Origin of the sequence: Mesorhizobium amorphae (genome assembly GCF_014843845.1) — a bacterium.
Classification (GTDB): Bacteria; Pseudomonadota; Alphaproteobacteria; order Rhizobiales; family Rhizobiaceae; genus Mesorhizobium; species Mesorhizobium amorphae_A.
Window position 1 is genome coordinate 68,716 of the sequence record NZ_JHQS01000127.1, and the last position, 26,079, is coordinate 94,794.

The following is a 26,079-nucleotide window of genomic DNA, read 5'->3' on the forward strand; positions in this document are numbered from 1 at the left end:
CGGGCCGTCGCCGCACAGTCCGCGCATCGCAATTTCGAGGAGAAAAAAGTGTCCGAAACCTTCAAAGCCATCCTCGTTTCCCGCGACGCAGAGAAAAAGCAGTCGGTGGCGGTGACCGACCTAACCGAGACCGAGCTGATGGAAGGCGACGTCACCGTCGCGGTCGAAGCGACGACGGTCAACTATAAGGATGGGCTGGCCATCACCGGCAAGGCGCCGGTCATCCGGCGCTGGCCGCTGGTGCCGGGCATCGATTTCGCCGGCACCGTCGTCTCCTCGTCCCATGCCGACTGGCGCGAGGGCTACAAGGTCATTCTAAACGGCTGGGGCGTCGGCGAGACGCATTTCGGCGCTTACGCCGGTCGCGCCCGCGTCAACGGCGACTGGCTGGTGCCGCTGCCTGAGGGCATGAGCCCGCATGATGCGATGGCGGTCGGCACGGCAGGCTATACCGCCATGCTCTGCGTTATCGCGCTCGAAAGGCACGGTATCGTGCCCGATCGTGGCCCGGTGGTGGTGACGGGTGCTGCCGGCGGCGTCGGCTCGGTCGCGGTCTCGCTCCTGTCCAGCCTCGGCTACCATGTCATCGCCTCGACCGGCCGTAATGCCGAAAGCCCCTATCTGATCGATCTCGGGGCTGCCGAAGTGATCTCGCGCGATGAGCTTGCCCAGCCGGCAAAGCCGCTGGCCAAGGAGCGCTGGGCCGGCGGCGTCGACGCGGTCGGCAGCCATACGCTGGCCAACGTGCTGTCGATGACGTCCTATGGCGGCGCGGTTGCCGCCTGCGGGTTGGCCGGCGGCATGGACCTGCCGGCGAGCGTCGCACCCTTCATCCTGCGCGGCGTCTCATTGCTCGGCATCGATTCGGTCATGGCGCCTAAGCCGGTCCGACTCGAGGCATGGCGCCGTATCGGCACCGATCTCGACCATAAGAAGCTCGCCACGCTGTCCACGACCATCGGTTTCGATGGTATTGTCGCGGCCGCGCGCGACATCGTCGACGGCAAGATCAGGGGCCGCGTCGTGGTCGACATGCAGCGCTGACAAGGCAAAACGGCGCGACCGCTAAAATTCGAACGATCCGCCGCAATCTTCCATAATCTCTCTATGGCAAGGCTTTCCGCATGATCGCGGAATCCGGCATCAGAGCTCCGGGCAGTGCCGAAGGCGTCGACGGGCCAGGCCCCGAGGCGCCAAAGCGGCTGCTTGTCGCACCGCCGCCGCTGGCACCCGCATCGCCGCCGGCCAACCCCGAAGGCCTGCCCTTCCTGACCATCGTCGCCACCGCCGTGTTGGCTGGACTGGCTCACCTGACCGGCGCACCGATCTTCGTCACCATCGGTTTGCTGGCGACCGGCCTGGCCGGTCTCGGCATGCACCTGCGAGCCAAGCGCAATGAACGCCGCACGGCGGCCCTGCTCGACGAGACCGCCGCCCGCAGCCGCGCCGAGATCGAGACGCTGGCCGACCGCATGTGGGAGATGCAGGAGAGCGAGGAGCGCTTCCGCGGGCTGATCGACGCACTCGGCGATCTCGTTGTCCATCGCGATCGCGACGGCAACATCGTCTTTGCCAACAAGGTTTTCGCCGATCTCGTCGAGATCGACCAGCGGCACCTTGCCGGCAAGACCTTGTCCGAGCTTGGCATCGATGTCGGCATCGTTCCCGACGCCGCCTTCTCGGATCACGACTGCCTGAGTTCCACCGACGTCGCAATTCGCACGCCGAGCGGCCCGCGCTGGTTTTCATGGATCGAGCTGTCGGTACGCGACAAGGACAACGGCGCCGTCTCGCATCGCGCGATCGCCCGCGACATCACCGCACGCAAGCGCGCCGAATCCTCGCTGATCACCGCCCGCGAGCGGGCCGAATATGCCAGCCAGGCGAAGTCGCGCTTCCTGGCCACCGTCAGCCACGAGATCCGCACGCCGATGAACGGCATCATGGGCATGGCCAAGCTCCTGGTCGACACCGATCTGTCGCCCGAGCAGCGGACCTATGTCGGCGCCGTCTCGACCTCGGCCAGCGCCCTGCTGGCGCTGATCGAGGACCTGCTCGACTATTCCAAGATCGAGGCCGGCCGTTTCGACCCGGAACCGCAGCCGACATCGCTGCGCGAGATCGCCGACAACATCATCGAACTCATGGCGGCGCGCGCCTTCGGCAAGAACATCGGGCTTGGCTGCCATGTCGAGCTCGACGTGCCGCAGATGATCACCGCCGATCCCGGCCGGGTGCGCCAGGTGCTGCTCAACCTCATCGGCAACGCCATCAAGTTCACCGACACCGGCGGCGTGCTGGTGAGCGTGGCGCGGGCGCGCACCGAGACCACCGACCGTATCTGTTTCACCGTCACCGACACCGGTCCCGGCCTGCGCGAGGAAGACATGGAACGCATCTTCGAGGAGTTCGAGCAGTCCGACGGCACCTCGACCCGGGTGCATGGCGGCGCTGGCCTCGGCCTCGCCATCTCAAGGCGCCTGGTCAATGCCATGGGCGGCTCGATCTCGGTGTCGAGCCGGCTTGGCGAGGGATCCGAATTCGTCTTCGAGCTCCCCGCCACTGCGGCAACCGAGCCGCCGCAGAACCGGCAAAGCATCCTGGCCGGCCGCCGTGCCGTGATCGTTTCGAAGAACGCCATCGAGGCGGACGCCATCGCCCGCACCATCCGCGCCCATGGCGGCGCGGTCGATCTGGCGACCACGCTTGCCCAGGCGACACCTTTCGCCGCCGGCTGCGACGTGCTGCTGGTCGATGCGGCGATGGAAAACAGCGATGGACGCCTGCTCAAGCGCTTGCGCCAGAACGGCTTTGCCGATTGCGAGGCGATCACGCTGATCGCGCCGACCGATCGCGGCATGCTTGGCGAGTTCCGCGCCAATGGCTATGCCACCTTCCTGGCCAGGCCGGTGCGCGGCGAGACGCTGCTGCGCGTGCTGTTGACCAGCCATGCGCCGGTCCTGCCCCAGCCGAAATCGGACAAGCACGGCGCCCCGCCCGTGCGTGCCGGCGCTGGCCGCCGTGAGCACGGCCTGTCGGTGCTGATCGCCGAAGACAACGACATCAACGCCATGCTTGCCCGCGCCACGCTTCTCAAGGCCGGGCACCGCGTCAAGGTGGTCGGCAACGGCAAGGCCGCCGTCGAGGCGATCACCGATGCGGGGCTCAAGCACCGCTTCGACGTGGTGCTGATGGACCTGCATATGCCGGTCATGGACGGGCTGGACGCGATAGCCGCCATCCGCCGCCATGAAGAAGAGATGGCCGTGCCGCCGGTTCCGATCATGGTGCTGTCGGCCGATAGCCAGGAAAAGACCCGTCACGCGGTGCTCGCCCACGGCGCCAGCGGCTTCGTCACCAAGCCTCTCGACCCCGACGCCCTGGTCCATGCCGTCGAGGGTCAGGTCGCGGCCTGACGCCCGCATCGGCTGTCTCTCATCACGTAAACGTAGCCGGTTGACCGTATTCGCCAGCCGACGAAGTATTGCCCGTCGCGCCGTATCACGGTACTGTCACAATCCTGTTGCACCTACACCGTATCCCCGTGCCAAGAGGGATGGCTCGAAGGAGAATCACTCGTGCATACAGTTATGCCTGAATGTGACACTCGGCCGAACGCCGGCGGCGCCATGCTCGCCGCGCGGACCGCCGATGCCGTCGCAACTGGGGCACCTCTGGGCCGTATCGGCAATCTCGAAGTGCGGTTGGCCCGCAATGCGGCCGAAATCGCCGCCGCGCAGGAAGTGCGCTACCGGGTATTCTATGACGAGCTTGGCGCCAGGAAGGATCTGTTCCAGGCGCAGGATCGTCGCGACGCCGACCGTTTCGACCCGCTCTGCGATCATCTGCTCGTCCTCGACACTTCGCTTGCCGGCCCCGAGCACCGCCGCATCGTCGGCACCTACCGGCTGCTGCGGCAGGAAATCGCGGCGACGGCCGGCGGCTTCTATTCCGAAGGCGAGTTCGAACTGACCAAGCTGATCGCCCGCCACCCCGGCCAGCGCTTCCTCGAACTCGGCCGCTCCTGCGTCCTGCCGCAATATCGCTCCAAGCGCACCATCGAGGCGCTGTGGCAAGGCATCTGGGCATATATCAACCATTACGGCATCGGCGTGATGACCGGCTGCGCCTCGTTCCATGGCGTCGTGCCGGCGGCGCATGCCGAGGCGCTCACCTATCTTGCCCATCACTGCCGCACCGACTCGGCCTGGGATGTCCGGGCAGTCGCCGGCCGCTACTGCTCGATGGACCTGATGCCGATCGAGGCAGTCAACGCCAAGGCGGCGATCGCGGCGATGCCGCCGCTGGTCAAGGGCTATTTGCGCGTCGGCGCCCGCATCGGCGACGGCTGCGTCATCGATCACGAATTCTCGACCGTCGACGTGTTCGTGGTCATGCCGGTCAAGGAGATCGGCGCCCGCTACGTCAACTACTATGGCGGGGAAGCCCAGCGCTTCGCGGCGTGATTCGAGTGAGTAGTGAAACCGTTCCTCCTACTACTGACTACTGACTACTGACTACTGATTATTCACTCCTCTCACGGAATGTCTTCTGGCCTCCGGCCAGGCCGGCTCTTGTAGGACGGAAAGGTCCAACCGAATTTGAGCGCGCCGCCGCGCACCAGGAATGCCGCGGCAAAGCCCGCCAGGCCGGATGCCAGCGGCGGCAGTCCGGCAAGATCGCCGAGTGTAAACAGCGTGGCACCCGCAAGGGCGGCCGTGACGTAGATCTCCGGCCTCAGGAGCACCGACGGCTCGCCGGCCAGCAGATCGCGCAGGATGCCGCCGAAAGTGGCCGTCAGCACGCCGGTGACAACGGAGACGACCGGCGACCCGGTAATCGCCAGACCCTTGGCCGCGCCCATTACCGAAAAGGCGGCAAGGCCGATGGCGTCGAGCCAAAGCAGCAGTTTCCAGCGCGATTCCACCCGGTGTGCGCTGAAGAAGACCAGCACCGCGACCACCACGCAGATCAGCACATAACTGGAGTTGCCGACCCAGAACACCGGCAGGTTGAGGATGACGTCGCGAAACGTGCCTCCGCCAATGGCGGTGACGCTGGCCAGGAACAGGAAGCCGATAATGTCGAGTTGCTTGCGCGAGGCCGCAAGTGCCCCGCTCGCCGCGAAGACGGCGACGCCGGCATAGTCGAGAAGCTCGATCGGGTTCATGGGTGAATAATGAAATAGTGAGCGGGGAATAGCGAGTGGCCCCCACGAAACTGGATTGACCTTAGGCAAATTAAATGATTGAATAGTTCATTCAAATTTTTCGAGTGAGCGACTATGTCTCCTCGCCGCTACAGCATGGGTTCCCGGACTGCCGCCTTCGCCAAGACGCGGCAGCGGATTCTCGAAGCGACAATCAAGCTGCACACCCAGAACGGCATCTTTGGCACGACTTGGAAGGACATCGCCACGGAGGCCGATGTCGCCGTTGGCACCGTCTACAAGCATTTTCCTACCCTGGATGACCTGGTGCCTGCCTGCGGCGAATTGCTGATGGAGCGCCTGCGTCCTCCGTCGCCCGAAACAGTGACAGAGATAATCGGCGGGGCGACAGACCCAAAAGAGCGGTTACGCCGGGTCGCGAACGCGCTATTCGCCTTCTACCATCGTGGTGAACGGCATCTCGAGAGCGACCTGCGCGAGCGGGAGCTTCCGGCCATGCGGGAATGGGAAGAGTATCTGCGGAACATGGTGGCCGGCTTCGTGCGCGAGGCACTGGCGAAGGACGATCCCGGCGATGATGTCGTTCAGGCAATCAGCTTCCTGTTCGACTTTCCGACGTTCAGCGCGATGCGGATACGCGGCATGACGGTGGATCTCGCCGCCGAAACGGCAACGGGAATGGCGCTCTGCTGGCTCAAGGGCAAGGGCCGGACGAGCACGTCTTGAATGAAGAGAATGAGGAGGCGAAACAAGGGCGAAAGCCAGATAGCGAAGGAGGAAGTCATGGACACGAAAGTCGTTGAAGTCACCGAATTTGCATTGAACCCCGGATTCACCGAGCAGATGTTCCTGCAGACCAGGGATGAAGTGAATGACGAGGTGCGGAAGCTCAAGGGTTTCCTCAATCGTCGGCTCCTCAAATCCGAAGGAGGCTGGACGGAGATATTTGAATGGGCGGGCATGGACAGCGCAAAGGCGGCTCGAGAGGTCTGGTCCACGCTGCCCGGCATCAAAAACTATTGCTCGATGGTCAACATCGCCTCGCTCAAGGTCGGCTACCACCCTGTGGCGGCAGTGGGTGGCGATGAAGCTGACAGGGGAATCCCTAGCGCATTTTGCAGTCACGCCCTGGAAGGGGAGGCGCGCTGGTGGCTTGGCTCGCTGGCAGTGATCAAGGCGACGTCAGCCCAGACGGCGGGCCAGTTCACGCTGGTCGAAGTGCTCGAGAACGAAGGCGAGGCGCCGCTGCATGTCCATCATCGCGAGGACGAGTCATTCCAGGTGATGGAAGGCGAGATCGAGTTCGAGATCGGCGGCAAGAAGATCATGGCTGGGCCCGGTTCGTTTCTCTTTGGGCCACGCGATGTGCCGCACCGCTATACGGTCAAGCGTGGGCCGGTCCGGATGCTGTTTTTCTTCACGCCCGGCGGTTTCGAGGACCTTTTGAGGGCAACCAGCGTGCCCGCCGGCGACAGATGCATCCCTCCGGACGGCGAAGGAATGCCGGACATGGAGACATTTCCCGATGTGGTCCGCCGCTATGGGTGCGAACTGCTTGGTTGAGGCACAGCAGAAGTGGCGACTGGGTTGATCGCCCTGAAATCGGACAGGTTTCGGGGGCGTCGTCGATCATGCCTCCGGCTTTGATGGTGGTTGCGGCCGAATAGCGCGCTATTCCCCGGTCATGCGTCCTTTTCCGCCTGCTCATTCACCGGCCCGGGCTCGACCGGCGCTTCGCCGGCCGCCTGCTTGGGGCCGCCCTTGGCGACGCCGACCATCGCTGGCCTGAGCACGCGCTCGCCGATCGAATAGCCCGGCTGCACCACCTGGACGACGGTGCCGGCGGGAACCTCGGGGTTGGGCACCTCGAACATCGCCTGATGAAAATTCGGGTCGAACTTCTCGCCTTCCGGTGCGAGCTTTTTCACGCCATGCCGCTCCAGTGCCGACAGCATGGCACGTTCGGTGAGGTCGACGCCCTCGATCAGCGCCTTGAAACCGGCGTCGCCCGCGGCCTTGGCCTCGGCCGGGACGGCATCGAGCGCGCGGCGCAGATTGTCCGACACCGACAGCATGTCGCGAGCGAAATTGGCAACCGCATAGCTGCGCGCGTCATGCACGTCGCGCGCGGTGCGGCGGCGCAGATTCTCCATCTCGGCGGCAACGCGAAGGGCGCGATCCTTCAGTTCCTCGTTTTCCTTCAGCAGCCGCACAAGCGCTTCGTAGTCGCCGTCGACGCTGCCTTCGGTCCGTTCGCCCGCCGCCGCCTCAGTGGCTTCGATTTCCTCGGGCGCGCGTTCGTCTTTTGCCTGGTCGCTCATCGCCGTTTCCCGTCATTTTCGAATGGTCTGGATTTGCGCCCGATATCGAGGTTTGGCGGCCAAAAATCAAGGGGCAAGCCATATTGGAGGCTGCCGGCGATCTTTCGATATTAATTCAAATTTTACCGTAACGGCCGGCTTTTCTTGCCAGGCCGCTGCAATGCGGGAACCATTACCGGTCTGGAGGAGTTTCGAAGCCAACACAGGATTTTGGGACAATGACAGGCAACAAGCGCGACAGGCGCGAGGAACTCGCCGCCGATATCAAGCGCCAGGTCGGCACCGAGACGACGAAGCGGTTCCTGCGCACCCTGCCGGCATTCCGCCTGCAGCCCGACTTGCCCGAGCATCTCAGGGAGTTGCTCGACCGTCTTGACGGGGCGGAGGCCAGCGTGGCCGCCAGCGAGCGCCACTAGGCGTGTATTCCTGAAGACGGGAACATCGGTCGCAGCCGTCATGGCCTGCCATCGCGCGACAATTACGCGCAGTAATTTTGCGTGAGCCTTGCCTTGCGGCGGCGGAGCCTGTTGCCTATGCTTCCTGATGAACATGATTTCCCCCGAGGCGGTTGCCAACAGCAAGCGCGCCTGGCTGAAGATACTGGCGCGCTACAAAAAGCCTGACCGGCGACGCAGCGCGCTCGAACTCGCCATCACCCTCATCCCCTTCGTGACGCTCTGGGCGCTCTCCTCGGCCGCCTATTCCTATGGCCATTGGTGGGGTTTGATCCTCATTCTTCCCGCGGCCGGGTTTCTGGTGCGCATCTTCATGATCCAGCATGATTGCGGCCATGGCTCCTTCTTCGCCAATCGCTATGCGGACGATTGGATCGGCCGCGCGCTCGGCGTCCTGACGCTGACGCCCTACGATTGCTGGCGGCGCGCCCACGCCACCCATCACGCCAGCGCCGGCAATCTCGACGAGCGCGGCATGGGCGACATCAAGACCCTGACCGTCGCCGAATACCGGCAAATGTCATGGCGGGGCCGGCTTGCCTACCGGCTCTATCGCCATCCGCTGGTCATGTTCGGCCTAGGGCCGATCTGGCTTTTCATCTTCGAGCAAAGGCTGCCGGTCGGCATGATGCGGGGCGGCCTGACGCCCTGGTTGTCGTCCATGGCGACCAATCTCGGCATCGCGCTCACCGCCGCGATTCTCATCTGGTTCGTCGGGCTAGGCGCGTTCCTGGTCGTCCACTTGCCGATCGTCATCCTCGCCGGTTCGGCCGGCGTCTGGCTGTTCTACGTCCAGCACCAGTTCGAAGAGACTGAATGGGCGAAGGATTCCGAATGGGAATTCCAGCACGCCGCGCTGCATGGATCGTCCTACTACGACCTGCCGGCCGTGCTGAACTGGTTCACCGGCAATATCGGCGTCCATCACGTCCATCACCTCTCGGCCAAGGTGCCGTGCTACCGGCTTCCGGAAGTGCTGCGCGATTTTCCGGAACTGCGCGACATCGGCCGCGTCACGCTTCTCGACAGCCTGCGCTGCGTCAAGCTTGCGCTGTGGGACGAGAGTCGCCGGAAACTTGTGTCGTTCCGCGAAGCCCGAATGGCCGCGTAGAGAAGACCGCCGCACCAGTGGTGCGGCGGCATTCTCACCTAAGTCAGCTCAGGCCGCCTTGCGCTCGTCGCGCATCAGGGCCTTACCGTCGCGGATCTCGGTACCGAGCACCTTCAGGCATTCGCGCATGAAGGCGGCGAGGCCCGGCCAGCCCTTGGCCGACACCAGATTGCCGTCGACATGGGCGCCGGTCGGCGCGACGTCGATGTAAATGCCGCCGGCCAGCGTGACCTCCGGCTCGCAATATTGCAGCGCCGCGACTTCCCTGCCGCGCACCACGCCGTCGACCGCGATCAGGATCTGCACGCCGTGGCAGATGGTGAAGATCGGCTTGCCGGTCTCATGGAAATGCCTGACCAGCGCCTGCACCCGCTTGTCGATGCGGATGTATTCCGGCCCGCGCCCGCCGGCCGCATAGACGGCGTCGTATTCGGCCGGATTCACCTCGGCAAAGGTCTTGTTGAGGATGTAGTCGTGGCCGAGCTTTTCCGTATAGGTCTGGTGGCCTTCGAAATCGTGCAACGACGTCTTCAATATGTCGCCGGCCTTCTTGTCGGGGCACACGACATGGACCGTATGGCCAACCGCATGCATGGCCTGTTCGAAGACGAAAATCTCGTATTCCTCGCTGAACTCGCCAACGAGCATCAATATCTTCTTGCCTGTCATTCTGGTTTCCTCCCTTGCTGGCCATTTATTTCGGGTCACGAAATAATAGACCTATCCTAAGGGCAAGACGTCGAAAGGAAAAGCGCAAATCGCACAATTGGTCAGACCAGATTGATTTGCACTTGCTAAAAAGCCGGCCAGGCCCTTGTCCTAGGCTTTCGCATGGCAATCCTGGTCCGACCAATGAAGCCGTTCAGGCTGCGGCGCGGATCATATCCGCAGCCTTTTCGGCGATCATGATCGTCGGCGCATTGGTGTTGCCGCCGATCAGGGTCGGCATCACCGAGGCATCGACGACGCGCAGCCCCTGCATCCCGCGCACCTTGAGTTGCGGATCGACGACGGCCATGTCGTCGACGCCCATCCTGCAGGTGCCGACCGGGTGGTAGATCGTGTCGGCGCGGGCCCTGATATGCGCCATCAGGTCGGCATCGCTTGAAACGCCGGCGGTGTAGATTTCCTTGCGACGGTATTTCGCCAGCGCCGGCGCCTCCAATATTCCGCGCATCGTCTTGACCCCCTTGAGCAGAAGGGCGGCATCGCGTTCGTCCTCGAGAAAGCGCGGGTCGATGCGCGGCGGCCCTAGCGGGTCCGGCGACGACAGGCCGACCTCGCCGCGCGAATAGGGCCGCAGCACGCAGACATGGCAGGAAAAGCCGTAACCCATATGCAGCTTGCGGCCGTGATCGTCGACGATGGCGATACAGAAATGCAGTTGCAGATCGGGGCGGTCGATCGCCGGATCGGATTTGAGGAAAGCGCCGGCCTCGGCGTACGGCGTCGCGATCATGCCGGCGCCGTCCTTGCGCCAGCGCAGCATATGCCTGAGCAGGCCGGGCGTGCCGCGCAGACCGATGCCCATCATGTCGGCATCTCGCGACGTCCAGGCCATGATGAAGTCGAGATGGTCCTGCAGGTTCTTGCCGACGCCAGGCACCTCATGGACGACCGGAATGCCGTGCATCGCCAGTTCGGCCGCCGGGCCGATGCCGGACAACAACAGCAGTTGCGGCGAGCCAAAGGCGCCGCCGCAGACAATGACCTCGCGCTTTGCCTCCGCGACGGTCTCGGTTTTGCCGGCACGGTAGCGCAGGCCCGTGGCGCGCTTAACGTCGAGGACTATCCGTGTCGCGTGCGCCCCGGTGACAACGGTCAGGTTCGGCCGGTCCATGGCCGGATGCAGGTAGGCGGCCGCAGCCGAGCAGCGTTCGCCATTGCGGCGCTCTCCCCAGAATTGCGTCACCTGATAGAGCCCTGCCCCTTCCTGCTCGTCCCCGTTGAAGTCATCGTTGTATCGAATCTGGTTTTCGCCACAGGCCTCGACAAAGGCGCGGGCGACGGGACGCGGCTCCTGCTGCTCGCCGACCCGCAACGGCCCGTCGCCGCCATGCAGCGCGTCAGTGCCGCGCTGATTGCCTTCGGCGCGCCGGAAATAGGGCAGCACCTCGTCCCACGACCAGCCGTCGCAGCCGAGGTCGGCCCATCCGTCATAGTCGCTGCGATGCCCGCGAATGTAGAGCATGGCGTTGATGGCGCTGGAGCCGCCGAGCGTCTTGCCGCGCGGCTGGTAGCCCTTGCGGCCGCCAAGTCCTGGCTGCGGCACCGTCTCGAAGGCCCAGTTGTTGAGCTTCGGCCGGCCCGGCAGCAGCGCGATGACGCCTGCCGGCGCGCGGATGAACAGGTCCTTGCCGGCGCCGCCGGCTTCGATCAGGCAGACCGTTTTGGAGGGATCTTCGGAGAGCCTTGCAGCCAGCGTGCAGCCGGCGGAACCGCCACCGGCGATGACATAGTCGTAGCGCATGGTCTCCTCCCGATCATCCGGCGGATGTTTCCGTCCGGATGCCCAAGAGAAGGCTTGCTTGCGAGCATTGTAAAGACGTCGGCGTGTTGCCGCAGGGTCAGCCCGTGCGTTTGCGCCGCCAGGAATATTTCGGCCCCTTGGCCTCCGGCTCGGCGGCCGGCTGATAGTAGAGCGGCAGGCCGCCGGTGCGGCCTTGCTCGAGCCGCTTCAGAAGCACCGGGTTCGTCACTTCGAACTCGTCGAAGCCGAGCCGCAGCATATGCGGCAGCTGGTCGACCAGAACCTGGCCGGTGGCGCGCACGGCACCCTGGAAATGATAGCGCGCGCGCAGCAATTCGCCCTTGGAGAAGGACCGCCCGTCATTGAACGCCGGGAAGGCCAGCGCCACCAGCGACAACTGGTCGAGCAGGCCAGCGATCTTGTCCAGTTCGTCGCCGGGCAAAAGCAGCACGCCAAGGCGCTCCTTCGCCGATCGGCGCACATCCGCGTCGAGCCCCAGAAACGCCTGCAGCGGCAGGATAAAGCGTCCGTTGCCGGCAAGCGCATCGGCGCTTTCGGCATGAACCCACTCGTCCTCGCGGAAACCCGTCGGGGTCCAGAGGCGGGTCTCCGTCGTCAATTCAGTCATCAAGAAGTCCTAAAGCTCAAAATTTGGAGCGGCGCGCCGGTCAGCGACTTTGGTACGTGAGCACCGGAAGCGCAGGAACCACCGTTTGCAGGCCGGCTGAACACCAACATACCCTAAAGCGATGCGTCGGTCAGCGACTTCTCCAGTCCGGAAAGATGGATGCCGCACTCGGTCTTGGCGTGTCCGGCCCAGCGGCCGCTGCGCGCATCTTCGCCCGGCTGTACCGGCTGCGTGCACGGAAAGCAACCGATCGACAGATAGCCATAGGCGACCAGCGGGTTTTCGCGCAGCGCATGCGCGCGCATGTAGGCAGCCTGGTCCGACGTCGTCCAGTGCGCCAGCGGGTTGATACGGATGCGCGAGCCGACCGCTTCGAAGACGGGGAGTGCCGCGCGCGTCGAGGCCTGGAAGCGCTTGCGTCCGGTGAACCAGGCGCGGAACGGCTCGACGCCGCGCGCCAGCGGCTCGACCTTGCGCACATTGCAGCAGGCGTCGGTGTTGGTCTCGTTGAGGTTGCCGGTCGGATCGACCCGTTCGAGCGCGGCCTCCTCGGGCTTGATCACCCTGATATCGGTCAATCCGAAATCGGCCGCCAGCGCGTCGCGATAGCCGAGCGTCTCCTCGAAATGCTTGCCGGTATCGAGGAAGATCACCGGCAGCGTGCGGTCGATCTCGGCGATCATATGCAGGAGCACGGCCGAATCGGCGCCGAACGAGGACACAGCGGCGATGCCGCCGCGAAAGATCTCCCGCGTCGAGCGCTCGATGATCTGCAGCGGGTTCAGGTGACCATAGAGCGCGTCGAGCCCAGCCGCCTCGGCGGCGATGCCGGCCTCGACGTCGACGATACGGTCAAGCGGCCTTGGTTTCGCCAGCATAGAGCGCCTCCTTGAACGGCGCGGGACCGACTCTGCGGTAGGCGTCGATGAATCGTTCTGAGGGATCGAGGCGAAGGCCGAGATAGGTTTCGACGATCTGCTCGATGGCGTCGGTGATCTCCTCCGACGAGAAGCCGCGGCCGATGATCTCGCCGACCGAGGTGTTCTCGTCGGCCGAGCCGCCGAGCGTGACCTGGTAGAGCTCGGCGCCCTTCTTCTCGACGCCGAGAATGCCGATGTGGCCGACATGGTGATGGCCGCAGGCGTTGATGCAGCCGGAAATCTTCAGCTTCAGCTCGCCGATCTCGCGCTGGCGCTCTAGCGAGGCGAAGCGCTGCGAGATTTCCTGCGCCACCGGGATCGAGCGCGCCGTGGCCAGCGCGCAATAGTCGAGGCCAGGGCACGAGATGATGTCGCTGATCAGGTTGGAGTTGGCCGTCGCCAGGCCGATGTCGACCAGCGCATCGTATACCGCCTTGAGGTCGGCGCGCGCGACATGTGGCAGGATCAGATTCTGCTCGTGGCTGACGCGCAATTCGTCGAAAGCGTATTTCTCGGCGATGTCGGCAACCGCTTCCATCTGGCTGTCGGAAGCGTCGCCGGGCACCTCGCCGATGCCCTTCAGCGAGATCGTCACTGCCGCATAGTCGGGATGGCGGTGGGTGACGACATTCTGGTCGAGCCATTCGGAGAAGCTTTTGGAATCGAGCCGTGCCAGCTTCACCGCCGCATCGCCTTCCGGCCGCGCGGTCAGTCGAGGCGGCGCGAAATAGGCGTCGATGGCGCGGATGTCGGCTTCCGGCAGCTTCAGCTCGGCGTCCTTCAGTTCCTGCCATTCGGCCTCGATCTGGCGGGTGATCTCCTCGACCCCGGTCTCATGGACGAGGATCTTGATGCGCGCCTTGTACTTGTTGTCGCGGCGGCCGTAGAGGTTGTAAACGCGCAGGATCGCCGTGCAGTAGGAGAGAAGATCGGCTTCCGGCAGGAAGTCGCGGATCTTCTTGGCAACCATCGGCGTGCGGCCCTGGCCGCCGCCGACATAGACGGCGAAACCGAGTTCGCCGGCCGCGTTCTTCTTCAAATGCAAGCCGATGTCGTGCGTCTGGATGGCGGCGCGGTCGCGCTCGGCACCGGTCACCGCGATCTTGAACTTGCGCGGCAGGAACGAAAACTCCGGATGCACCGACGACCATTGCCGCAGGATCTCCGCATAGGGGCGCGGGTCTGCGACCTCGTCGGCGGCGGCACCGGCGAAATGATCGGCGGTGACATTGCGTATGCAGTTGCCGCTGGTCTGGATGGCGTGCATCTCGACACTGGCCAGATCCGCCAGGATCGCCGGGATGTCCGACAGCGCCGGCCAGTTGAACTGGATGTTCTGGCGCGTCGTGAAATGGCCATAGCCCTTGTCGTATTTGCGCGCGATATGGCCGAGCATGCGCAACTGCTGGCTGTTCAGCGTGCCATAGGGCACCGCTATGCGCAGCATATAGGCGTGCAGCTGCAAATAGACACCGTTCATCAGCCTGAGCGGCCGGAACTGGTCCTCGGTGATCTCGCCGGCAAGCCGCCGCTGGACCTGGTCGCTGAACTCGGCGACACGGGCCTGGACAAAATCTTGGTCGAACTCATCGTAACGGTACATGCTTCGTCTTTCAGGGCGCGTCCGCCCGCTTTCACATTATGCCCGGATCGTTTCCGGATGGGCCTGTTTGCCGAGGTCGCCACGGATGGTCGGGCCAGCGGCGCGGATCTTTTCGCGCAGCCGCACCGCTTCGACCACGCCGTCGACCACGGTGACGTCGATCAAATTGACGTCGACAACCTCATTGTTGGCGAAGGCCGCGGCGCCGATCGCCTCCAGCCGGTCCTCGGCTGCCTTGTCATGGGCGAGGTCGGCATTGGCGATCGTCTCGGCCCAGCCGCCATCGGCGTACCAGACGGCGATGCCGTCGGTTAGCCTGTTTGCGGTCAGAACCTTCATTGCTCAACTCCTTCGGCGGCCGTGCTGGCAACGCCCTCATGCCTGTGTGCCGCGAGCGGCTCGGAACGTTCAAAATTGGCGCCGGCGACCGCATCGCCGATGATGGTCATCACCGGGCCGGTGAGGTCGGCGCGCGCCTCCAGCGACGGCAAATCGGCCAGCGTGCCGTGGAAGCGCCGGCGGTTGCCGAGGCTGGCATTCTCGACCACGGCGACCGCCGTGTCCGGCGACAGGCCGGCTTCGATCAGCCGTCCTGCAACCTCGGCCGCGACCGAGCGGCCCATATAGACGGCGACCGTTGCGCCGGAGATGGCGAGCTTGGCCCAGTCCGGCAGCGAATTGCCCTTAAGATCGTGGCCGGTCGTGAACACCATCGACGAGGACACGCCACGCAGCGTCAGCGGCAGTTCGAAATCGGCGGCTGCGGCAAAGGCCGCGGTGACGCCGGGAACCACTTCATAGGCGATGCCGGCGTCGCGAAGTGCGGCCATTTCCTCGCCGGCCCGGCCGAACACCAGCGGGTCGCCCGACTTCAGCCGCACGACGCGCTTGCCGGCATGGCCGAGTTCGACCAGCAGCGCATTGATCTCGGTCTGGCTCTTCGAATGGCAGCCCTTGCGCTTGCCGACCGGCAGGCGCTCGGCGTCGCGGCGACCCATGGCGACAATCGCCTCCGGCACCAGCGCGTCATAGACGATGACGTCGGCTTCCATCAAAAACCGATGCGCCCGCAGCGTCAAAAGGTCTTCCGCGCCTGGGCCCGCGCCGACCAGCGCGATGTGGCCTGCGGCCGGCGCGTTGGAGACAAGCAGGTCGAGTGCTGCATCATGCGCCTGCGAAAGCTCTCCGGCCTCTACGGCGCGCGCCGGCGCGCCGGCAAAGAAATCGCTCCAGAAGCGGCGGCGGGCATTGCCCTTCGGCAGCCGCTCGGCAGCACCTCGGAACGAAGCAGCGAGCGTCGCCAGAGCTCCGAGCGACGGCGACAGCATGCGGTCGATACGGCTGCGTAGGATTTGGGCAAGCACGGGACCGGCCCCTTCGGTGCCGATGGCGATTGCAACCGGGGCGCGGTTGACCAGCGCAGGAGTAAAGAAATCGCAAAGCTCGGGCCGGTCGACGGCATTGACCGGAATGCCCAGCCGGCGTGCGTCGGCGGCGACGCGGCGGTCGAGCGCTTCCTCGCCGCTGGCGGCAAACAACAGGGTCGCGCCTTCCAGATGCGCGGCATCGTAGGCGGCCTCGATGTGGACGGCGCCGGTGGCAGCGATGAAGCTCAGCAACTCGGCTTCGGCGGCATCGGTGATGATGCGCAGCACCGCGCTCGACTGGCCGAGCAGCCGGGCCTTGGCCAGTGCCTCCTCGCCGCCGCCGACGATGGCCACGGCTTCGCCCTCGACCCGCATGAAAACGGGAAAGGCGTTGAGTTTGGCATTGGCCTCAGGCATGACGACAAGGAATCCTGGAACAGTCTGCCAGTTTTACGCGGCGGCGCGAAAAACCAGAAGGAAAGCACTCGCGCATCCGGCGATGGCAGGCAATCGCTTTTTCGCAACTGCGAAGGGCAGGAGAAAATTATTCCACACCCAGTTGCCGAGCGGATTCAAGATGCTGTTGCAGGCCCCGATCTGCCGCCCTTTTAGTCGCTCGTGCCCGGCGTGGCAAAACAGTTTTTTCTAAATTCTACCAAATTAGTAGATTAATGTCGCAGAGGCGTTGACGGCGGTCTTTGACCAGCGATGAGCCATCGTCTCGGAACGAATTTGGCGGAGCCGACGTTTGCCATGCAAGCCCCGGACTGCAGGGCATGAAGCCATGCAACGCCAAGCGGGGTCGGTCAGGAAACGGAGGAGCCGATATGAGCGACATCAAGCTGAAGCATGGGCTGTGGGTTGTGATCGCCGACGGTGAGAAGGCGCTGTTCTTGCGCAACCGGGGCGACACGCGATTCCCCGACCTGCAGGTGGTGCAGGAAATGGAGCAGGAAAATCCCGCCACCCGGGAACAAGGCAGCGACCGCCCGGGCCGCTACAATGACGGCCCCTCGGTCCATCGCAGTGCGGTTCAGGACACCGATTGGCACCGTGTCGGCAAGGAGCGCTTCGCCGACGATATCGCAGAGCGGCTCTACCGGCTGGCGCATCGCGGCGCCTTCGAGGAGGTCGTGCTGATCGCGCCGCCGCAGGTGCTGGGCGAGATGCGCCGGAGGCTGCACAAGGAGGTCGGCGACAGGGTGCAGGCGGAAATTCCAAAGACGCTGACCAACCACACCATTTTCGAGATCGAGAGCCTGCTGCAGGCCACCTGACCCGCGCCCAATTCGGCCCTCTATTCGCTCTTGTTGGCACTGCCCGCTATTTCACGGCAGCGCGGGTTGCCTCGCGCCTATGACAGCCCCCATATTGCAAAGGGCGGCGGCCTCGGGCCGTCCTATCCGACATCGCAATTTCTGAAAGGCGCTCCATAGGCAATGCCGCATGACACGCCCCTTATCGCCACCATCGTCGCCGGTCTGGGGCTGGCTTTCGTCTTCGGCGCGCTCGCCAACCGCTTCCGTATCCCGCCGCTGGTCGGCTATCTCATAGCCGGCGTGCTGGTCGGGCCGAACACGCCCGGCTTCGTCGCCGATGCCGGCCTTGCCAACGAGCTCGCCGAAATCGGCGTCATCCTCTTGATGTTCGGCGTCGGCCTGCATTTTTCGCTGAAGGACCTTTTGTCGGTCCGCGCCATCGCCATACCCGGCGCCGTCGTGCAGATCGGCTTTGCCACTGCCCTTGGCGCCGGCCTTGCCTGGCTGCTCGGGTGGTCGATGGGCGCCGGGCTGGTCTTCGGCCTGGCGCTTTCCGTCGCCTCGACCGTGGTGCTGCTGCGTGCTTTGCAGGAGCGCCGGCTGATCGAGACCGAGCGCGGCCGCATCGCCGTCGGCTGGCTGATCGTCGAGGACCTCGCCATGGTGCTGGCGCTGGTGTTGTTGCCGGCGCTGGCCGGCGTGCTCGGCGGCCAGCCGCAGGTGGACAGCAACGCCAGCGGTCTGCTGGCGCTGCCCGCCAGCTATGGCATCTGGGGTGTCGTCGGCATCACCCTGGCCAAGGTCGCCGCCTTCGTTGTCGTCATGCTGGTGGTCGGCCGCAGACTCATTCCCTGGATCCTGCACTATGTCGCCCATACTGGATCGCGCGAACTGTTCCGGCTGGCGGTGCTGGCCATAGCACTTGGCGTTGCCTTCGGGGCGGCAAAGCTGTTCGGCGTCTCGCTGGCGCTCGGCGCCTTCTTCGCCGGCATGATCATGAGCGAGTCCGAGCTCAGCCATCGCGCGGCCGAGGAATCGCTGCCGCTGCGCGATGCTTTCTCGGTGCTGTTCTTCGTTTCGGTCGGCATGCTGTTCGACCCGTTCAGCCTGATGAGCAATGGCCTGCCGATCCTGGCGACGCTGGCCATCATCGTGCTTGGCAAGTCGTTGGCGGCGTTCGTCATCGTCGTCGCCTTCGGCTATCCGATTGCCACCGCACTGATGATTTCGGCCAGCCTTGCGCAGATCGGCGAGTTCTCCTTCATCCTGGCCGAACTCGGCGTCGGGCTCGGCCTGTTGCCCGAACAGGGGCGCGACCTGATCCTGGCCGGCGCCATCCTGTCGATCGTACTCAACCCGCTGATGTTCCTCGCCATCGACTGGATGAAGCCATGGCTGGAGGCACGTGCGGCCAAGGCAGCGCCACCGGTCGAGGCAAAGCCGATCGGCCCGGCGACCGCACCCGGAGAAGTGGCGTCAGTCGCGCCGGAAAGGGAAGATGGGCCGCCGCCGAAGACAAAGCTCACCGGCCACGCCATCCTGATCGGCTACGGCCGCGTCGGCAGCCTCGTTGGCGCCGCGCTGAAGGACGCCGCCATGCCCTTCCTCGTCATCGAGGACGCCGACAAGACGCTGGCCAAGCTCAGGGCCGACGGAATCGAAACCGTCGCTGGCAATGCGGCCAACGCCGATGTGTTCGCCGCCGCCAATCCGGAAGGCGCAAAGCGATTGATCCTCGCCATTCCCAATGCCTTCGAAGCGGGACAGGTCGTGCTGCGCGCACGAGCCGCCAATCCCGGGATAAGCGTCATCGCCCGTGCCCATTCCGACGCCGAGGTCGAGCATCTCAAGGGGCTCGGCGCCGACACCGTCATCATGGGCGAGCGCGAGATCGCGCGCGGCATCGTGGAAGAGGTGCTTGGCCACAAGCCGGAAGCGGCTGAACCGTCCGCGGCCTGACCAAGCCCAGCCCGTCACATGTGCTGTCAATGCAATCGTCTCGACTGCGTTCGCAATCGGGATGATCAGGCGACGAATGCAGAGCCGCCGTTTTGCGCCACACTGCTGAGGTATCTTGCCGGCGGCATCCCAAGCGCCTTCTTGAACATGGTGATGAAGGCCGTGACGGAACCATAGCCGAGATCGCCCGAAACCTGCTGCACGCTCGCACCGGGGGCCAGTTCTCGAATTGCGACGATCAGGTGCAATTGCTGGCGCCAGCGCCCGAAGCTCAGCCCTGTCTCCTTGACCACGAGGCGGGCGAGGCTGCTCTCGCTAAGCGCAACGCGACTGGCCCATTCTGCCAGTGTGCTGCGGTCGGCAGGGTCTTGCGCCAACGCTTCGGCGATCTTCCTCAAGCGTGGCTCGGATGAAATCGGCAGATGCAGCCGCTGGACAGGCATACGCGGCAACTCGGTAAGCAGGGTCCTGGTCAAAAGCTCATCCCTCGCCGGATCGTCCTGCACGCCATCGGACAGCTCGATGATCAGTTCGCGTAGCAGCGGCGAGATCGAAAGCGTGCAGCACCGGTCCGGCAGACTGGCCGCTCCTGGCTCGATGTACACGAAAAAAATCCTGGCGTTGGCCGTCGCAACATTGCTGTGCTCCATGTCGCCGGGAATCCAGACCCCGCAATGAGGCGGCACCATCCACAGGCCGCTTGGGACGTGGCATGTGACGCCGCCTCCGAGCGCGAAGACGAGTTGACCCTTGCGGTGCCGATGGGCGGGTACCTCCGCCCTGGTCTCGGGGACATCAACGCGCACGGCAATCGCCGGCGCGGAAGGGTCATCCACATCGAGATCGAGCCAAGGGTAGCGGAGGGGTTGTCTCATGATTGACTGTTTTTAGCGATCAAATGCTTCGATATCTAGATTATTCAAGGGAGAAAATCGATAGGTTCCGCTTGCGAATGAACAACTCTGGAGCGGGCGGGGCTGGCGAACTTTTCTTCGGCCGGCGGCCGCCGGCGCTCCAAAGTCGAACCAGCAAGACCGGCATGGCAACTGCCCGGAGGCTCTGCGTCCACCGCGCAGCAGTGAGGTATGAACTATGATCGCCCTCGTCATCTCTTCCGATAGCGCGACCGGACTGAGGATCGCGGAGCTCGCCGAGCCTCAAGCGGCCTCGAACGAGGCGCTTGTCTCGGTCCATGCAACCTCGTTGAACCGCGGCGAACTGCGCCTGCTCGCCTTACGTCCGAACGGCTGGATACCAGGCCAGGACATCGTAGGCGTAGTCGAAGGTGCGGCAGCCGATGGCTCCGGGCCAGTTGTAGGCACGCGGGTTGCGGCTCTGGTCGACCAGGCCGGCTGGGCCGAACGTGTCGCCGTTTCGACCGACCGTCTCGCCGTCCTGCCGGATGACGTCAGCTTCGTTTCCGCGGCCACGCTTCCGGTCGCGGGCACGACGGCGCTGAGGACTTTGCGCCATGGCGGCGACCTGGCCGGCCAGCGGGTCCTGATAACCGGCGCAAGCGGTGCGGTCGGTCGTTTCCAAATCCAGATCGCCCGCGAGCAGGGTGCGTCGGTCACCGCAGTCGCCGCACCCCGGCACGGCGAGGATCTCCGCCACCTGGGCGCCGAGCGGGTTGTCCAGTCGATCGAGCTGGCCGAGGGGCCGTTTTCGCTGATCACCGAGTCAGTCGGCGGTGAAAGCCTCGCACACGCGATCGAACGCGTCGCCCCTGGCGGGATTATCGTCATGTTCGGTTCGAGCAGCGGCGAACTCACGCCCGTTGGATTCCGTCAGTTCGTTCCGGGTCACGAGGGGGCGAGGCTTCAGACTTTCGCGTACTACACGTCCGGCTCGGGCATTGGCGCGGACATCGCCTGGCTGCTTGGCTTAGTCGCGGCTGGCCGCCTGGAAACCCGCGTGGCCTTGACCGTGCCGTGGACAGACATCGCCCAAGCCCTGGAAACACTGCGACAGCGCAGCATCAGCGGCAAGGCTGTTCTCACCATGACCGGATGAGAGCCTGAAGCCTCACACGTGCTGGCCACCATTGATGTGGATTTCCGAGCCCGTCACATAAGACGCCTGCCCGGAGCACAGGAAGAAGATGATGTCGGCGACCTCAGCCGTGGCGCCAAGCCTTCTCAGCGGGATGGTCTCGACGATCTTGTCGGTGCCCGGCGACAGGATCGCCGTGTCGATCTCGCCGGGCGCGATCGCGTTGACGCGGATGCCGTGCGGGCCGAAATCATGCGCCATCTCGCGCGTCAGCGAACCGAGTGCGGCCTTCGATGTCGCATAGGCCGTACCGGCGAAAGGATGAACGCGGGTGCCGGCGATCGAAGTGACGTTGACGATCGAACCTTTCGCCGATGCCAGCTCCTTGAACAAGCCGCGCGCCAGCATGATCGGCGCGAAGAAATTGACCTGGAACACATCGCGCCAGACATGCATCGGCGTGTCGATCGAGTTCATCCGGCTGTTGCCGTCGCTGAGCTTCGGCGAGATGCCGGCGTTGTTGACCAGCGCATTGAGGTGCCCGCCATGCGCCTCCAGCCGGTGACGGATTTCCGAAACGGCGATGCCGACATCCTCCTGGTCGGCCAGATCGACCTTGATGTGGTCCTCAGGCCCCGCCGGCCACGGACAGTCCTCGGCAAAAGCCTGGCGCGAGCAGGTGATGACGCGCCAGCCCTCGCGCGAGAAACGCTTGACGGTGGCATGACCGATGCCGCGGCTGGCGCCGGTCAGCACGATGGTCTTTCTGGTGTCGAGTTCAGCCATGTCGCGATCTCCAGCCGGACATTTAGCGGAACGCCGATGCCGTGGCGAGAGGCGAGTTGCCGCTTAGACCATGATCCCGAAAAGTGGAATCCGGTTTTCGGAAAAGATCATGGACAAACAAAGGGGTAGAGCCCCATCCCGATTCCATCGGGATGGATCAGGCTCTACCCCCCGGTGAGGATGTCGAGGATCGAGGTCTGCCGCTTCTTGGTCGGGCCGCCGACATCGCCGGGCGGCACAGGATGCCCGACCGAAGCGGTGGTGCCACCGTCGCCCGGCATGTCCAAGCCATCGGCATCGACCGTTTGGGCGGGCCGTGCAGGGCGAGCGGGCGAAGGCGTTTGGGCAGCAGGCTGGGGCTGCCCGACCGATGCCTGCGGCACCGGCGCCGGTCCGGCATCGGCCGACGGTATGTCGTCCGGCACGATCGTGTCCGATGGCGTCGACTTCCAGGTTCCGGGCAATGGCCGCACCGGCACGCCTTCATGCGCCGCGACCATGAATTCGTGCCAGGCCTGCGCCGGCAGCGCGCCGCCGGTGACCTTCTTCATCGCGCTGCCGTCGTCATTGCCGAACCACACGCCGGTGGTCAGGTTGGCGGTGTAGCCGACGAACCAGGCGTCGCGCGAATTCTGGCTGGTACCGGTCTTGCCGGCCGACGGCCAGGCGAAGGCTGCCTTCTTGGCCGTGCCGATCTCGACCGTGCCGGTCATCATCGAGTTCATCATGCCGACGATTTCGGGTTTGACGACGCGCGGCGCACCGCCGCCACTGGCGTCATAGAGCACCTTGCCTTCGGTCGTGGTGATGCGGCGGATGAAATGGATGTCCGGCTTGTAGCCGCCATTGGCGAAGGGAACATAGGCCGACGTCAGCTCGAGCGGCGTCACTTCGGAAGTGCCGAGCGCGATCGAAGTGTTGGCCTGCAGTTCGGACTGGATGCCCATGCGGTGCGCCGCCTCGACCACCGCGTCGGGCCCGACCTCCATGGTCAGCTGTGCCGCGACCGAATTCAGCGACTTCGCCAGCGCCGTCGCCAGCGTCACCTTGCCGAAATACTTGCCGCCGTAATTGTCCGGCGTCCATTTGCCGATCTTGATCGGCGCATCGTTGCGCACGCTGTCCGGCGTGCGTCCGGCCTCAAGTGCGGCCATGTAGACGAACGGCTTGAAGGCAGAGCCGGGCTGCCGGCGTGCTTCGGAGGCGCGGTCGAACTGGCTGGTCGAATAGTCGTAGCCGCCGACCATGGCGCGCACGGCGCCGGAATCGTCGATCGACACCAGCGCGCCCTGGCTGACATTGAGCTTCTTGCCGCTTTCGTCGATCAGCCTCCGGATCGACTGTTCGGCGAGCTTCTGCAGCGTCAAATCGACCGTGCTGTCGATGACGATGTCGCCGCGCACGTCGCCGATCAGGTCGGGCAATTCTTCCATGATGGTGTCGGCGACATAGTTTTCCGAGCCGGTCCAGTAGGACGGCGCACGCGTTGCCGGCGCGCTCATCGCCGAGGTCAGTTCCTTGGCGCTGATCTTGCCTTCGTCGCGCATGGCGGCGAGCACCAGCTGCGCCCTGTCCTCGGCCGCCTTCGGGTCGCGCGCCGGCGACAGCCGCGACGGCGCTTTCAACAGACCCGCCAGAAGCGCTGCCTCGGACAAGGTAACGTCGCGTGCACTCTTGCCGAAATAGCGCCGCGACGCCGCTTCGACGCCATAGGCGCCGGAGCCGAAATAGACCCGGTTGAGGTACATTTCGAGGATCTGGTCCTTGGTGTGCTTGTGCTCCAGCCACAGCGCCAGCAGCACTTCCTGCACCTTGCGTTCGAGCGTGCGGTCCGGCGTCAGGAACAGGTTCTTGGCGAGCTGCTGGGTCAGCGTCGAGCCGCCTTGCGAGAAATGCCCGCCGAGCACGTTGGTGACCATGGCGCGCGACAGGCCGATCGGGTCGATGCCGAAATGCGAATAGAAGCGGCGGTCCTCGATGGCGATGACGGCCTCGGGGATGTAGGGCGACATTTCGTGCAGGCCGACCGCCTCGCCGCCGCTCATGCCGCGGTTGGCGAGCAATTGTCCGTCGGCCGAGACGATCTTGATGTTGGGCGCGCGGTCGGGGATCGACCAGGTCGTGGCCGCGGGCATCTTCGCGCCGTAGTAGACGACGATGCCGGCCGCCGCGATGCCGCCCCAGATGCAGAGCACGAAGCACCAGTAGACCAGGCGGCCAAGCGCACCGAACAGGCCGCGCCGGTTTCGGCTGCGTCCACGCCGCGATGATTTTGCCTTTCCGGCTTTACGGCCAGCGGAGGATTTGCGATTGCCCGGCACGACGCGATCCTCCTCGCTCACCGAAAACCCGGCCGAGGTTTTTGCCTGTGACGGCCCCTCGAAGCTGGGTTCGATGCGACTGTCTCTGCGGTTCGCCATGCGCTGTGCTATTTGTCCCGTGCCTATGGCGCTCCGGTTGCAGAGTAGATGCGGCGGTTTAAAGGCGCGTTAAAGCGGCGGATTCACAGCCCATTGAATTGCCTGGGAAATTTGAAAATCCGCTGCCGTTACCGATGCTTTCCCGCGCGAAACAGGTTCTTTCATGCCGACATAAGCCTTTCACCCTGGCTTGCGCGGTGCGGTTAAATCCCGATCGAGGTTATTCCTAGGGGGTTCCCTTGGCCGCGCAATGTGAACTCGCGAGGGAAAAAGTATTCGCCGCATGCCTGGCCTGTGGCTCGGTCACTGCTTGCCTTCGGCATCATCTTGCATTAGCGCGAAGATTTTCAGGGGCTTGGCGCTGCGAACATGAAGATTTCAGAAAAGCCAGTAGTTCTGGTGCTGACGCGCAATGAAAAGCTTGGGGACGCGATTTTGCGGGTTCCAGTCTACCGCGCGCTGAGGCTGGCTTTGCCCACTCATCGGATCGTCTGCGCATCGGATTTGGACACGGTGTGGCGCACAACATTGGCCCCCGTTCGACCCGAGCTTATCGATGAAATTCTAGTCGATCAGCGCCTGTCCAGCATTTCGCAGATGCGTGCGCTGATGCGCCGACTTGGCATGGTGGACCTCGTGTTGGATCTTCGCTCAAGCAAGGAAACACCCCGGAGCTATGTTGCAGCGGCAGGACTGCCTGCGCGCTACATTGCCAATTCGGTAGGCTTCGCTCTGCGACGCAATATTGCCGGCTTTTTCGAGCCCCGCCCCCCTACCAACGCCCTGCGATGGCATCGAATGGTCGAACTGGCCATTGGCCGCCTTTTGCCTTTCGACGCCAAATTGCCCGTGTTCGAAAAGGCACGCGACGAGGCTTTGCGTCTCATTCCATCGGGCGAGCGCTTCATAGGCCTGTCTCCCGGCCCGACCATGAACAAATTCTGGCATCGGCAGAAATGGACGGACCTCGCCAAACACATTGCTAGCGATGGCATCCTTCCTGTTTTCCTGCTCGGGCCTCAAGAAACCGAGCAGCGCAACTGGATTGAAAAGGACGGCGTGTCGAAGATTGTCGATGTCGGTTCGGCCCAGGATTCGGCGTTGCTTCCTTGGTTGTTCCACGCCCTCGCCGATCGTGCGATCTGCATTGTTGCCGCGGAGAGCGGGCTTGGACATCTGGTGGCCACTCGGCAGGGTGCACTGCTTACATTGGCAGGCCCGTCGAAAGCCCGCCTCTGGCGCCCGCTCACCCCGTTTCATTGGGTAGTGGAAGCGCGCGAGTTCGGATCGAGGAAAACCGAGGATATACCTCTTGATGTCGTGGTTGCCCGCGTCCAGGAGATAGTTCGGTGGGCGTCGAACTCGGCGCCAGGCCCAACCCCTCACGACCAACCGAAAGTTGGCGTCGCTGGTGTCCTGCCGGTCGGGGCTGTACCTGTCCCGATCATTTACCCATAGAACATTCCAGGAAAAGCGTGAAAAGGTTTTCCGTCCGGAATTGCTTCAAAAACAAAGGGATAGAGCGGTTCGGCATTTCCGTGAAACGATGAGCCGCTCTAGGTCCAATCGACATTCAGGATTCAAATTTGCGTTGAGGCATGATTCATAGGCTTCCAGA

The 26,079-nt window shown here is 64.2% G+C and carries 23 protein-coding genes; 11 read left to right on the top strand and 12 right to left on the bottom strand.

Annotated elements, in window-relative coordinates; translation table 11 throughout:
* Positions 1-48 precede the first annotated feature (48 nt).
* The 3 genes from acuI to olsB all read left to right on the top strand — a co-directional run bounded on the left by acuI (position 49) and on the right by olsB (position 4,466).
* Positions 49-1,044 carry an acrylyl-CoA reductase (NADPH) gene (gene acuI, locus DH08_RS33000; protein WP_192183400.1) on the top strand — a complete coding sequence of 332 codons (996 nt, stop codon included), beginning with the start codon at positions 49-51 and terminating at the stop codon, positions 1,042-1,044.
* 80 nt (positions 1,045-1,124) lie between these two features.
* Complete coding sequence (locus DH08_RS33005; protein WP_192183401.1) at positions 1,125-3,416, top strand: PAS domain-containing hybrid sensor histidine kinase/response regulator; 2,292 nt, start codon at positions 1,125-1,127, stop codon at positions 3,414-3,416.
* A gap of 174 nt (positions 3,417-3,590) precedes the next feature.
* Positions 3,591-4,466 (top strand): l-ornithine N(alpha)-acyltransferase, encoded by an 876-nt coding sequence (gene olsB, locus DH08_RS33010; RefSeq protein WP_006200404.1) that lies wholly within the window; start codon positions 3,591-3,593, stop codon positions 4,464-4,466.
* A 71-nt stretch (positions 4,467-4,537) separates the two neighbouring features.
* Here olsB and DH08_RS33015 read toward each other — a convergent pair whose 3' ends face one another.
* On the bottom strand, positions 4,538-5,170 hold the full coding sequence (locus tag DH08_RS33015; protein ID WP_192183402.1) for a trimeric intracellular cation channel family protein: 633 nt from the start codon (positions 5,168-5,170) through the stop codon (positions 4,538-4,540).
* Between the two features lie 114 nt (positions 5,171-5,284).
* Here DH08_RS33015 and DH08_RS33020 point away from each other — a divergent pair, with 114 nt between their 5' ends.
* Entirely contained in the window at positions 5,285-5,896 is a 612-nt protein-coding gene (locus DH08_RS33020) for a TetR/AcrR family transcriptional regulator (RefSeq protein WP_210328991.1), read from the top strand.
* Positions 5,897-6,013: 117 nt separating this feature from the next.
* Positions 6,014-6,733 (top strand): quercetin 2,3-dioxygenase, encoded by a 720-nt coding sequence (locus DH08_RS33025; protein WP_192183404.1) that lies wholly within the window; start codon positions 6,014-6,016, stop codon positions 6,731-6,733.
* A gap of 119 nt (positions 6,734-6,852) precedes the next feature.
* On the opposite strand, the gene grpE is transcribed toward DH08_RS33025, so the two are convergent.
* Positions 6,853-7,491, bottom strand: coding sequence for a nucleotide exchange factor GrpE (grpE, locus tag DH08_RS33030; RefSeq protein ID WP_192183405.1), 639 nt, complete (start codon positions 7,489-7,491; stop codon positions 6,853-6,855).
* Positions 7,492-7,709: 218 nt separating this feature from the next.
* Between grpE and DH08_RS33035 the strand changes: the two genes are divergently transcribed.
* Together DH08_RS33035 and DH08_RS33040 are read left to right on the top strand one after the other, a co-directional pair.
* Complete coding sequence (locus tag DH08_RS33035) at positions 7,710-7,907, top strand: hypothetical protein (protein WP_192183406.1); 198 nt, start codon at positions 7,710-7,712, stop codon at positions 7,905-7,907.
* 127 nt (positions 7,908-8,034) lie between these two features.
* A complete protein-coding gene (locus DH08_RS33040; RefSeq protein ID WP_192183407.1) occupies positions 8,035-9,057 on the top strand; it encodes a fatty acid desaturase in 1,023 nt (340 codons plus the stop codon).
* Positions 9,058-9,105: 48 nt separating this feature from the next.
* On the opposite strand, the gene DH08_RS33045 is transcribed toward DH08_RS33040, so the two are convergent.
* The 7 genes from DH08_RS33045 to cysG all read right to left on the bottom strand — a co-directional run bounded on the left by DH08_RS33045 (position 9,106) and on the right by cysG (position 16,462).
* Positions 9,106-9,726: a DJ-1/PfpI family protein gene (locus DH08_RS33045; RefSeq protein WP_192183408.1), complete on the bottom strand. Its 621-nt coding sequence runs from the start codon at positions 9,724-9,726 to the stop codon at positions 9,106-9,108.
* Between the two features lie 193 nt (positions 9,727-9,919).
* Positions 9,920-11,527 carry a GMC family oxidoreductase gene (locus DH08_RS33050; protein ID WP_192183409.1) on the bottom strand — a complete coding sequence of 536 codons (1,608 nt, stop codon included), beginning with the start codon at positions 11,525-11,527 and terminating at the stop codon, positions 9,920-9,922.
* A 97-nt stretch (positions 11,528-11,624) separates the two neighbouring features.
* Positions 11,625-12,155 carry a DUF934 domain-containing protein gene (locus DH08_RS33055; RefSeq protein WP_192183410.1) on the bottom strand — a complete coding sequence of 177 codons (531 nt, stop codon included), beginning with the start codon at positions 12,153-12,155 and terminating at the stop codon, positions 11,625-11,627.
* Between the two features lie 113 nt (positions 12,156-12,268).
* Positions 12,269-13,033, bottom strand: a complete 765-nt coding sequence (locus tag DH08_RS33060; protein WP_006200412.1) for a phosphoadenylyl-sulfate reductase — start codon at positions 13,031-13,033, stop codon at positions 12,269-12,271.
* Positions 13,008-14,678 carry a nitrite/sulfite reductase gene (locus DH08_RS33065; RefSeq protein ID WP_006200413.1) on the bottom strand — a complete coding sequence of 557 codons (1,671 nt, stop codon included), beginning with the start codon at positions 14,676-14,678 and terminating at the stop codon, positions 13,008-13,010. The genes DH08_RS33060 and DH08_RS33065 overlap by 26 nt, the downstream gene beginning before the upstream one ends.
* A 36-nt stretch (positions 14,679-14,714) precedes the next feature.
* Positions 14,715-15,017 carry a DUF2849 domain-containing protein gene (locus tag DH08_RS33070; RefSeq protein WP_192183411.1) on the bottom strand — a complete coding sequence of 101 codons (303 nt, stop codon included), beginning with the start codon at positions 15,015-15,017 and terminating at the stop codon, positions 14,715-14,717.
* On the bottom strand, positions 15,014-16,462 hold the full coding sequence (cysG, locus tag DH08_RS33075; RefSeq protein WP_192183412.1) for a siroheme synthase CysG: 1,449 nt from the start codon (positions 16,460-16,462) through the stop codon (positions 15,014-15,016). The genes DH08_RS33070 and cysG overlap by 4 nt, the downstream gene beginning before the upstream one ends.
* Before the next feature lie 410 nt (positions 16,463-16,872).
* Between cysG and DH08_RS33080 the strand changes: the two genes are divergently transcribed.
* Positions 16,873-17,322 (top strand): baeRF12 domain-containing protein, encoded by a 450-nt coding sequence (locus tag DH08_RS33080; RefSeq protein WP_192183413.1) that lies wholly within the window; start codon positions 16,873-16,875, stop codon positions 17,320-17,322.
* A 162-nt stretch (positions 17,323-17,484) separates the two neighbouring features.
* A complete protein-coding gene (gene ybaL / locus DH08_RS33085) occupies positions 17,485-19,263 on the top strand; it encodes a YbaL family putative K(+) efflux transporter (RefSeq protein ID WP_192183414.1) in 1,779 nt (592 codons plus the stop codon).
* Positions 19,264-19,328: 65 nt separating this feature from the next.
* Here the strand turns inward: ybaL and DH08_RS33090 are convergent, their stop codons facing one another.
* Positions 19,329-20,138, bottom strand: a complete 810-nt coding sequence (locus tag DH08_RS33090) for an AraC family transcriptional regulator (protein WP_192183415.1) — start codon at positions 20,136-20,138, stop codon at positions 19,329-19,331.
* 217 nt (positions 20,139-20,355) lie between these two features.
* Between DH08_RS33090 and DH08_RS33095 the strand changes: the two genes are divergently transcribed.
* Positions 20,356-21,276, top strand: a complete 921-nt coding sequence (locus tag DH08_RS33095) for a zinc-binding dehydrogenase (protein ID WP_192183416.1) — start codon at positions 20,356-20,358, stop codon at positions 21,274-21,276.
* Positions 21,277-21,288: 12 nt separating this feature from the next.
* Here DH08_RS33095 and DH08_RS33100 read toward each other — a convergent pair whose 3' ends face one another.
* Positions 21,289-22,041 (bottom strand): SDR family NAD(P)-dependent oxidoreductase, encoded by a 753-nt coding sequence (locus tag DH08_RS33100; protein ID WP_192183417.1) that lies wholly within the window; start codon positions 22,039-22,041, stop codon positions 21,289-21,291.
* Positions 22,042-22,205: 164 nt separating this feature from the next.
* Entirely contained in the window at positions 22,206-24,461 is a 2,256-nt protein-coding gene (locus DH08_RS33105; RefSeq protein ID WP_192183418.1) for a transglycosylase domain-containing protein, read from the bottom strand.
* A 369-nt stretch (positions 24,462-24,830) separates the two neighbouring features.
* On the opposite strand from DH08_RS33105, the gene DH08_RS33110 reads away from it, so the two are divergent.
* Positions 24,831-25,919: a glycosyltransferase family 9 protein gene (locus DH08_RS33110; RefSeq protein WP_192183419.1), complete on the top strand. Its 1,089-nt coding sequence runs from the start codon at positions 24,831-24,833 to the stop codon at positions 25,917-25,919.
* Positions 25,920-26,079: the final 160 nt, after the last annotated feature.

What these genes read in the sequence shown, in the direction of transcription:
- DH08_RS33095 (WP_192183416.1), top strand. Translation starts at nt 20,356, where the DNA reads ATGATCGCCCTCGTCATCTCTTCCGATAGCGCGACCGGACTGAGGATC.
- DH08_RS33090 (WP_192183415.1), bottom strand. Translation starts at nt 20,138, where the DNA reads ATGAGACAACCCCTCCGCTACCCTTGGCTCGATCTCGATGTGGATGAC.
- DH08_RS33065 (WP_006200413.1), bottom strand. Translation starts at nt 14,678, where the DNA reads ATGTACCGTTACGATGAGTTCGACCAAGATTTTGTCCAGGCCCGTGTC.
- olsB (WP_006200404.1), top strand. Translation starts at nt 3,591, where the DNA reads ATGCCTGAATGTGACACTCGGCCGAACGCCGGCGGCGCCATGCTCGCC.
- DH08_RS33110 (WP_192183419.1), top strand. Translation starts at nt 24,831, where the DNA reads ATGAAGATTTCAGAAAAGCCAGTAGTTCTGGTGCTGACGCGCAATGAA.
- DH08_RS33035 (WP_192183406.1), top strand. Translation starts at nt 7,710, where the DNA reads ATGACAGGCAACAAGCGCGACAGGCGCGAGGAACTCGCCGCCGATATC.
- DH08_RS33100 (WP_192183417.1), bottom strand. Translation starts at nt 22,041, where the DNA reads ATGGCTGAACTCGACACCAGAAAGACCATCGTGCTGACCGGCGCCAGC.
- DH08_RS33060 (WP_006200412.1), bottom strand. Translation starts at nt 13,033, where the DNA reads ATGCTGGCGAAACCAAGGCCGCTTGACCGTATCGTCGACGTCGAGGCC.
- ybaL (WP_192183414.1), top strand. Translation starts at nt 17,485, where the DNA reads ATGCCGCATGACACGCCCCTTATCGCCACCATCGTCGCCGGTCTGGGG.
- DH08_RS33020 (WP_210328991.1), top strand. Translation starts at nt 5,285, where the DNA reads ATGTCTCCTCGCCGCTACAGCATGGGTTCCCGGACTGCCGCCTTCGCC.
- cysG (WP_192183412.1), bottom strand. Translation starts at nt 16,462, where the DNA reads ATGCCTGAGGCCAATGCCAAACTCAACGCCTTTCCCGTTTTCATGCGG.
- DH08_RS33055 (WP_192183410.1), bottom strand. Translation starts at nt 12,155, where the DNA reads ATGACTGAATTGACGACGGAGACCCGCCTCTGGACCCCGACGGGTTTC.
- DH08_RS33045 (WP_192183408.1), bottom strand. Translation starts at nt 9,726, where the DNA reads ATGACAGGCAAGAAGATATTGATGCTCGTTGGCGAGTTCAGCGAGGAA.
- DH08_RS33015 (WP_192183402.1), bottom strand. Translation starts at nt 5,170, where the DNA reads ATGAACCCGATCGAGCTTCTCGACTATGCCGGCGTCGCCGTCTTCGCG.
- DH08_RS33080 (WP_192183413.1), top strand. Translation starts at nt 16,873, where the DNA reads ATGAGCGACATCAAGCTGAAGCATGGGCTGTGGGTTGTGATCGCCGAC.
- DH08_RS33105 (WP_192183418.1), bottom strand. Translation starts at nt 24,461, where the DNA reads ATGGCGAACCGCAGAGACAGTCGCATCGAACCCAGCTTCGAGGGGCCG.
- grpE (WP_192183405.1), bottom strand. Translation starts at nt 7,491, where the DNA reads ATGAGCGACCAGGCAAAAGACGAACGCGCGCCCGAGGAAATCGAAGCC.
- DH08_RS33070 (WP_192183411.1), bottom strand. Translation starts at nt 15,017, where the DNA reads ATGAAGGTTCTGACCGCAAACAGGCTAACCGACGGCATCGCCGTCTGG.
- DH08_RS33025 (WP_192183404.1), top strand. Translation starts at nt 6,014, where the DNA reads ATGTTCCTGCAGACCAGGGATGAAGTGAATGACGAGGTGCGGAAGCTC.
- DH08_RS33040 (WP_192183407.1), top strand. Translation starts at nt 8,035, where the DNA reads ATGAACATGATTTCCCCCGAGGCGGTTGCCAACAGCAAGCGCGCCTGG.
- DH08_RS33005 (WP_192183401.1), top strand. Translation starts at nt 1,125, where the DNA reads ATGATCGCGGAATCCGGCATCAGAGCTCCGGGCAGTGCCGAAGGCGTC.
- DH08_RS33050 (WP_192183409.1), bottom strand. Translation starts at nt 11,527, where the DNA reads ATGCGCTACGACTATGTCATCGCCGGTGGCGGTTCCGCCGGCTGCACG.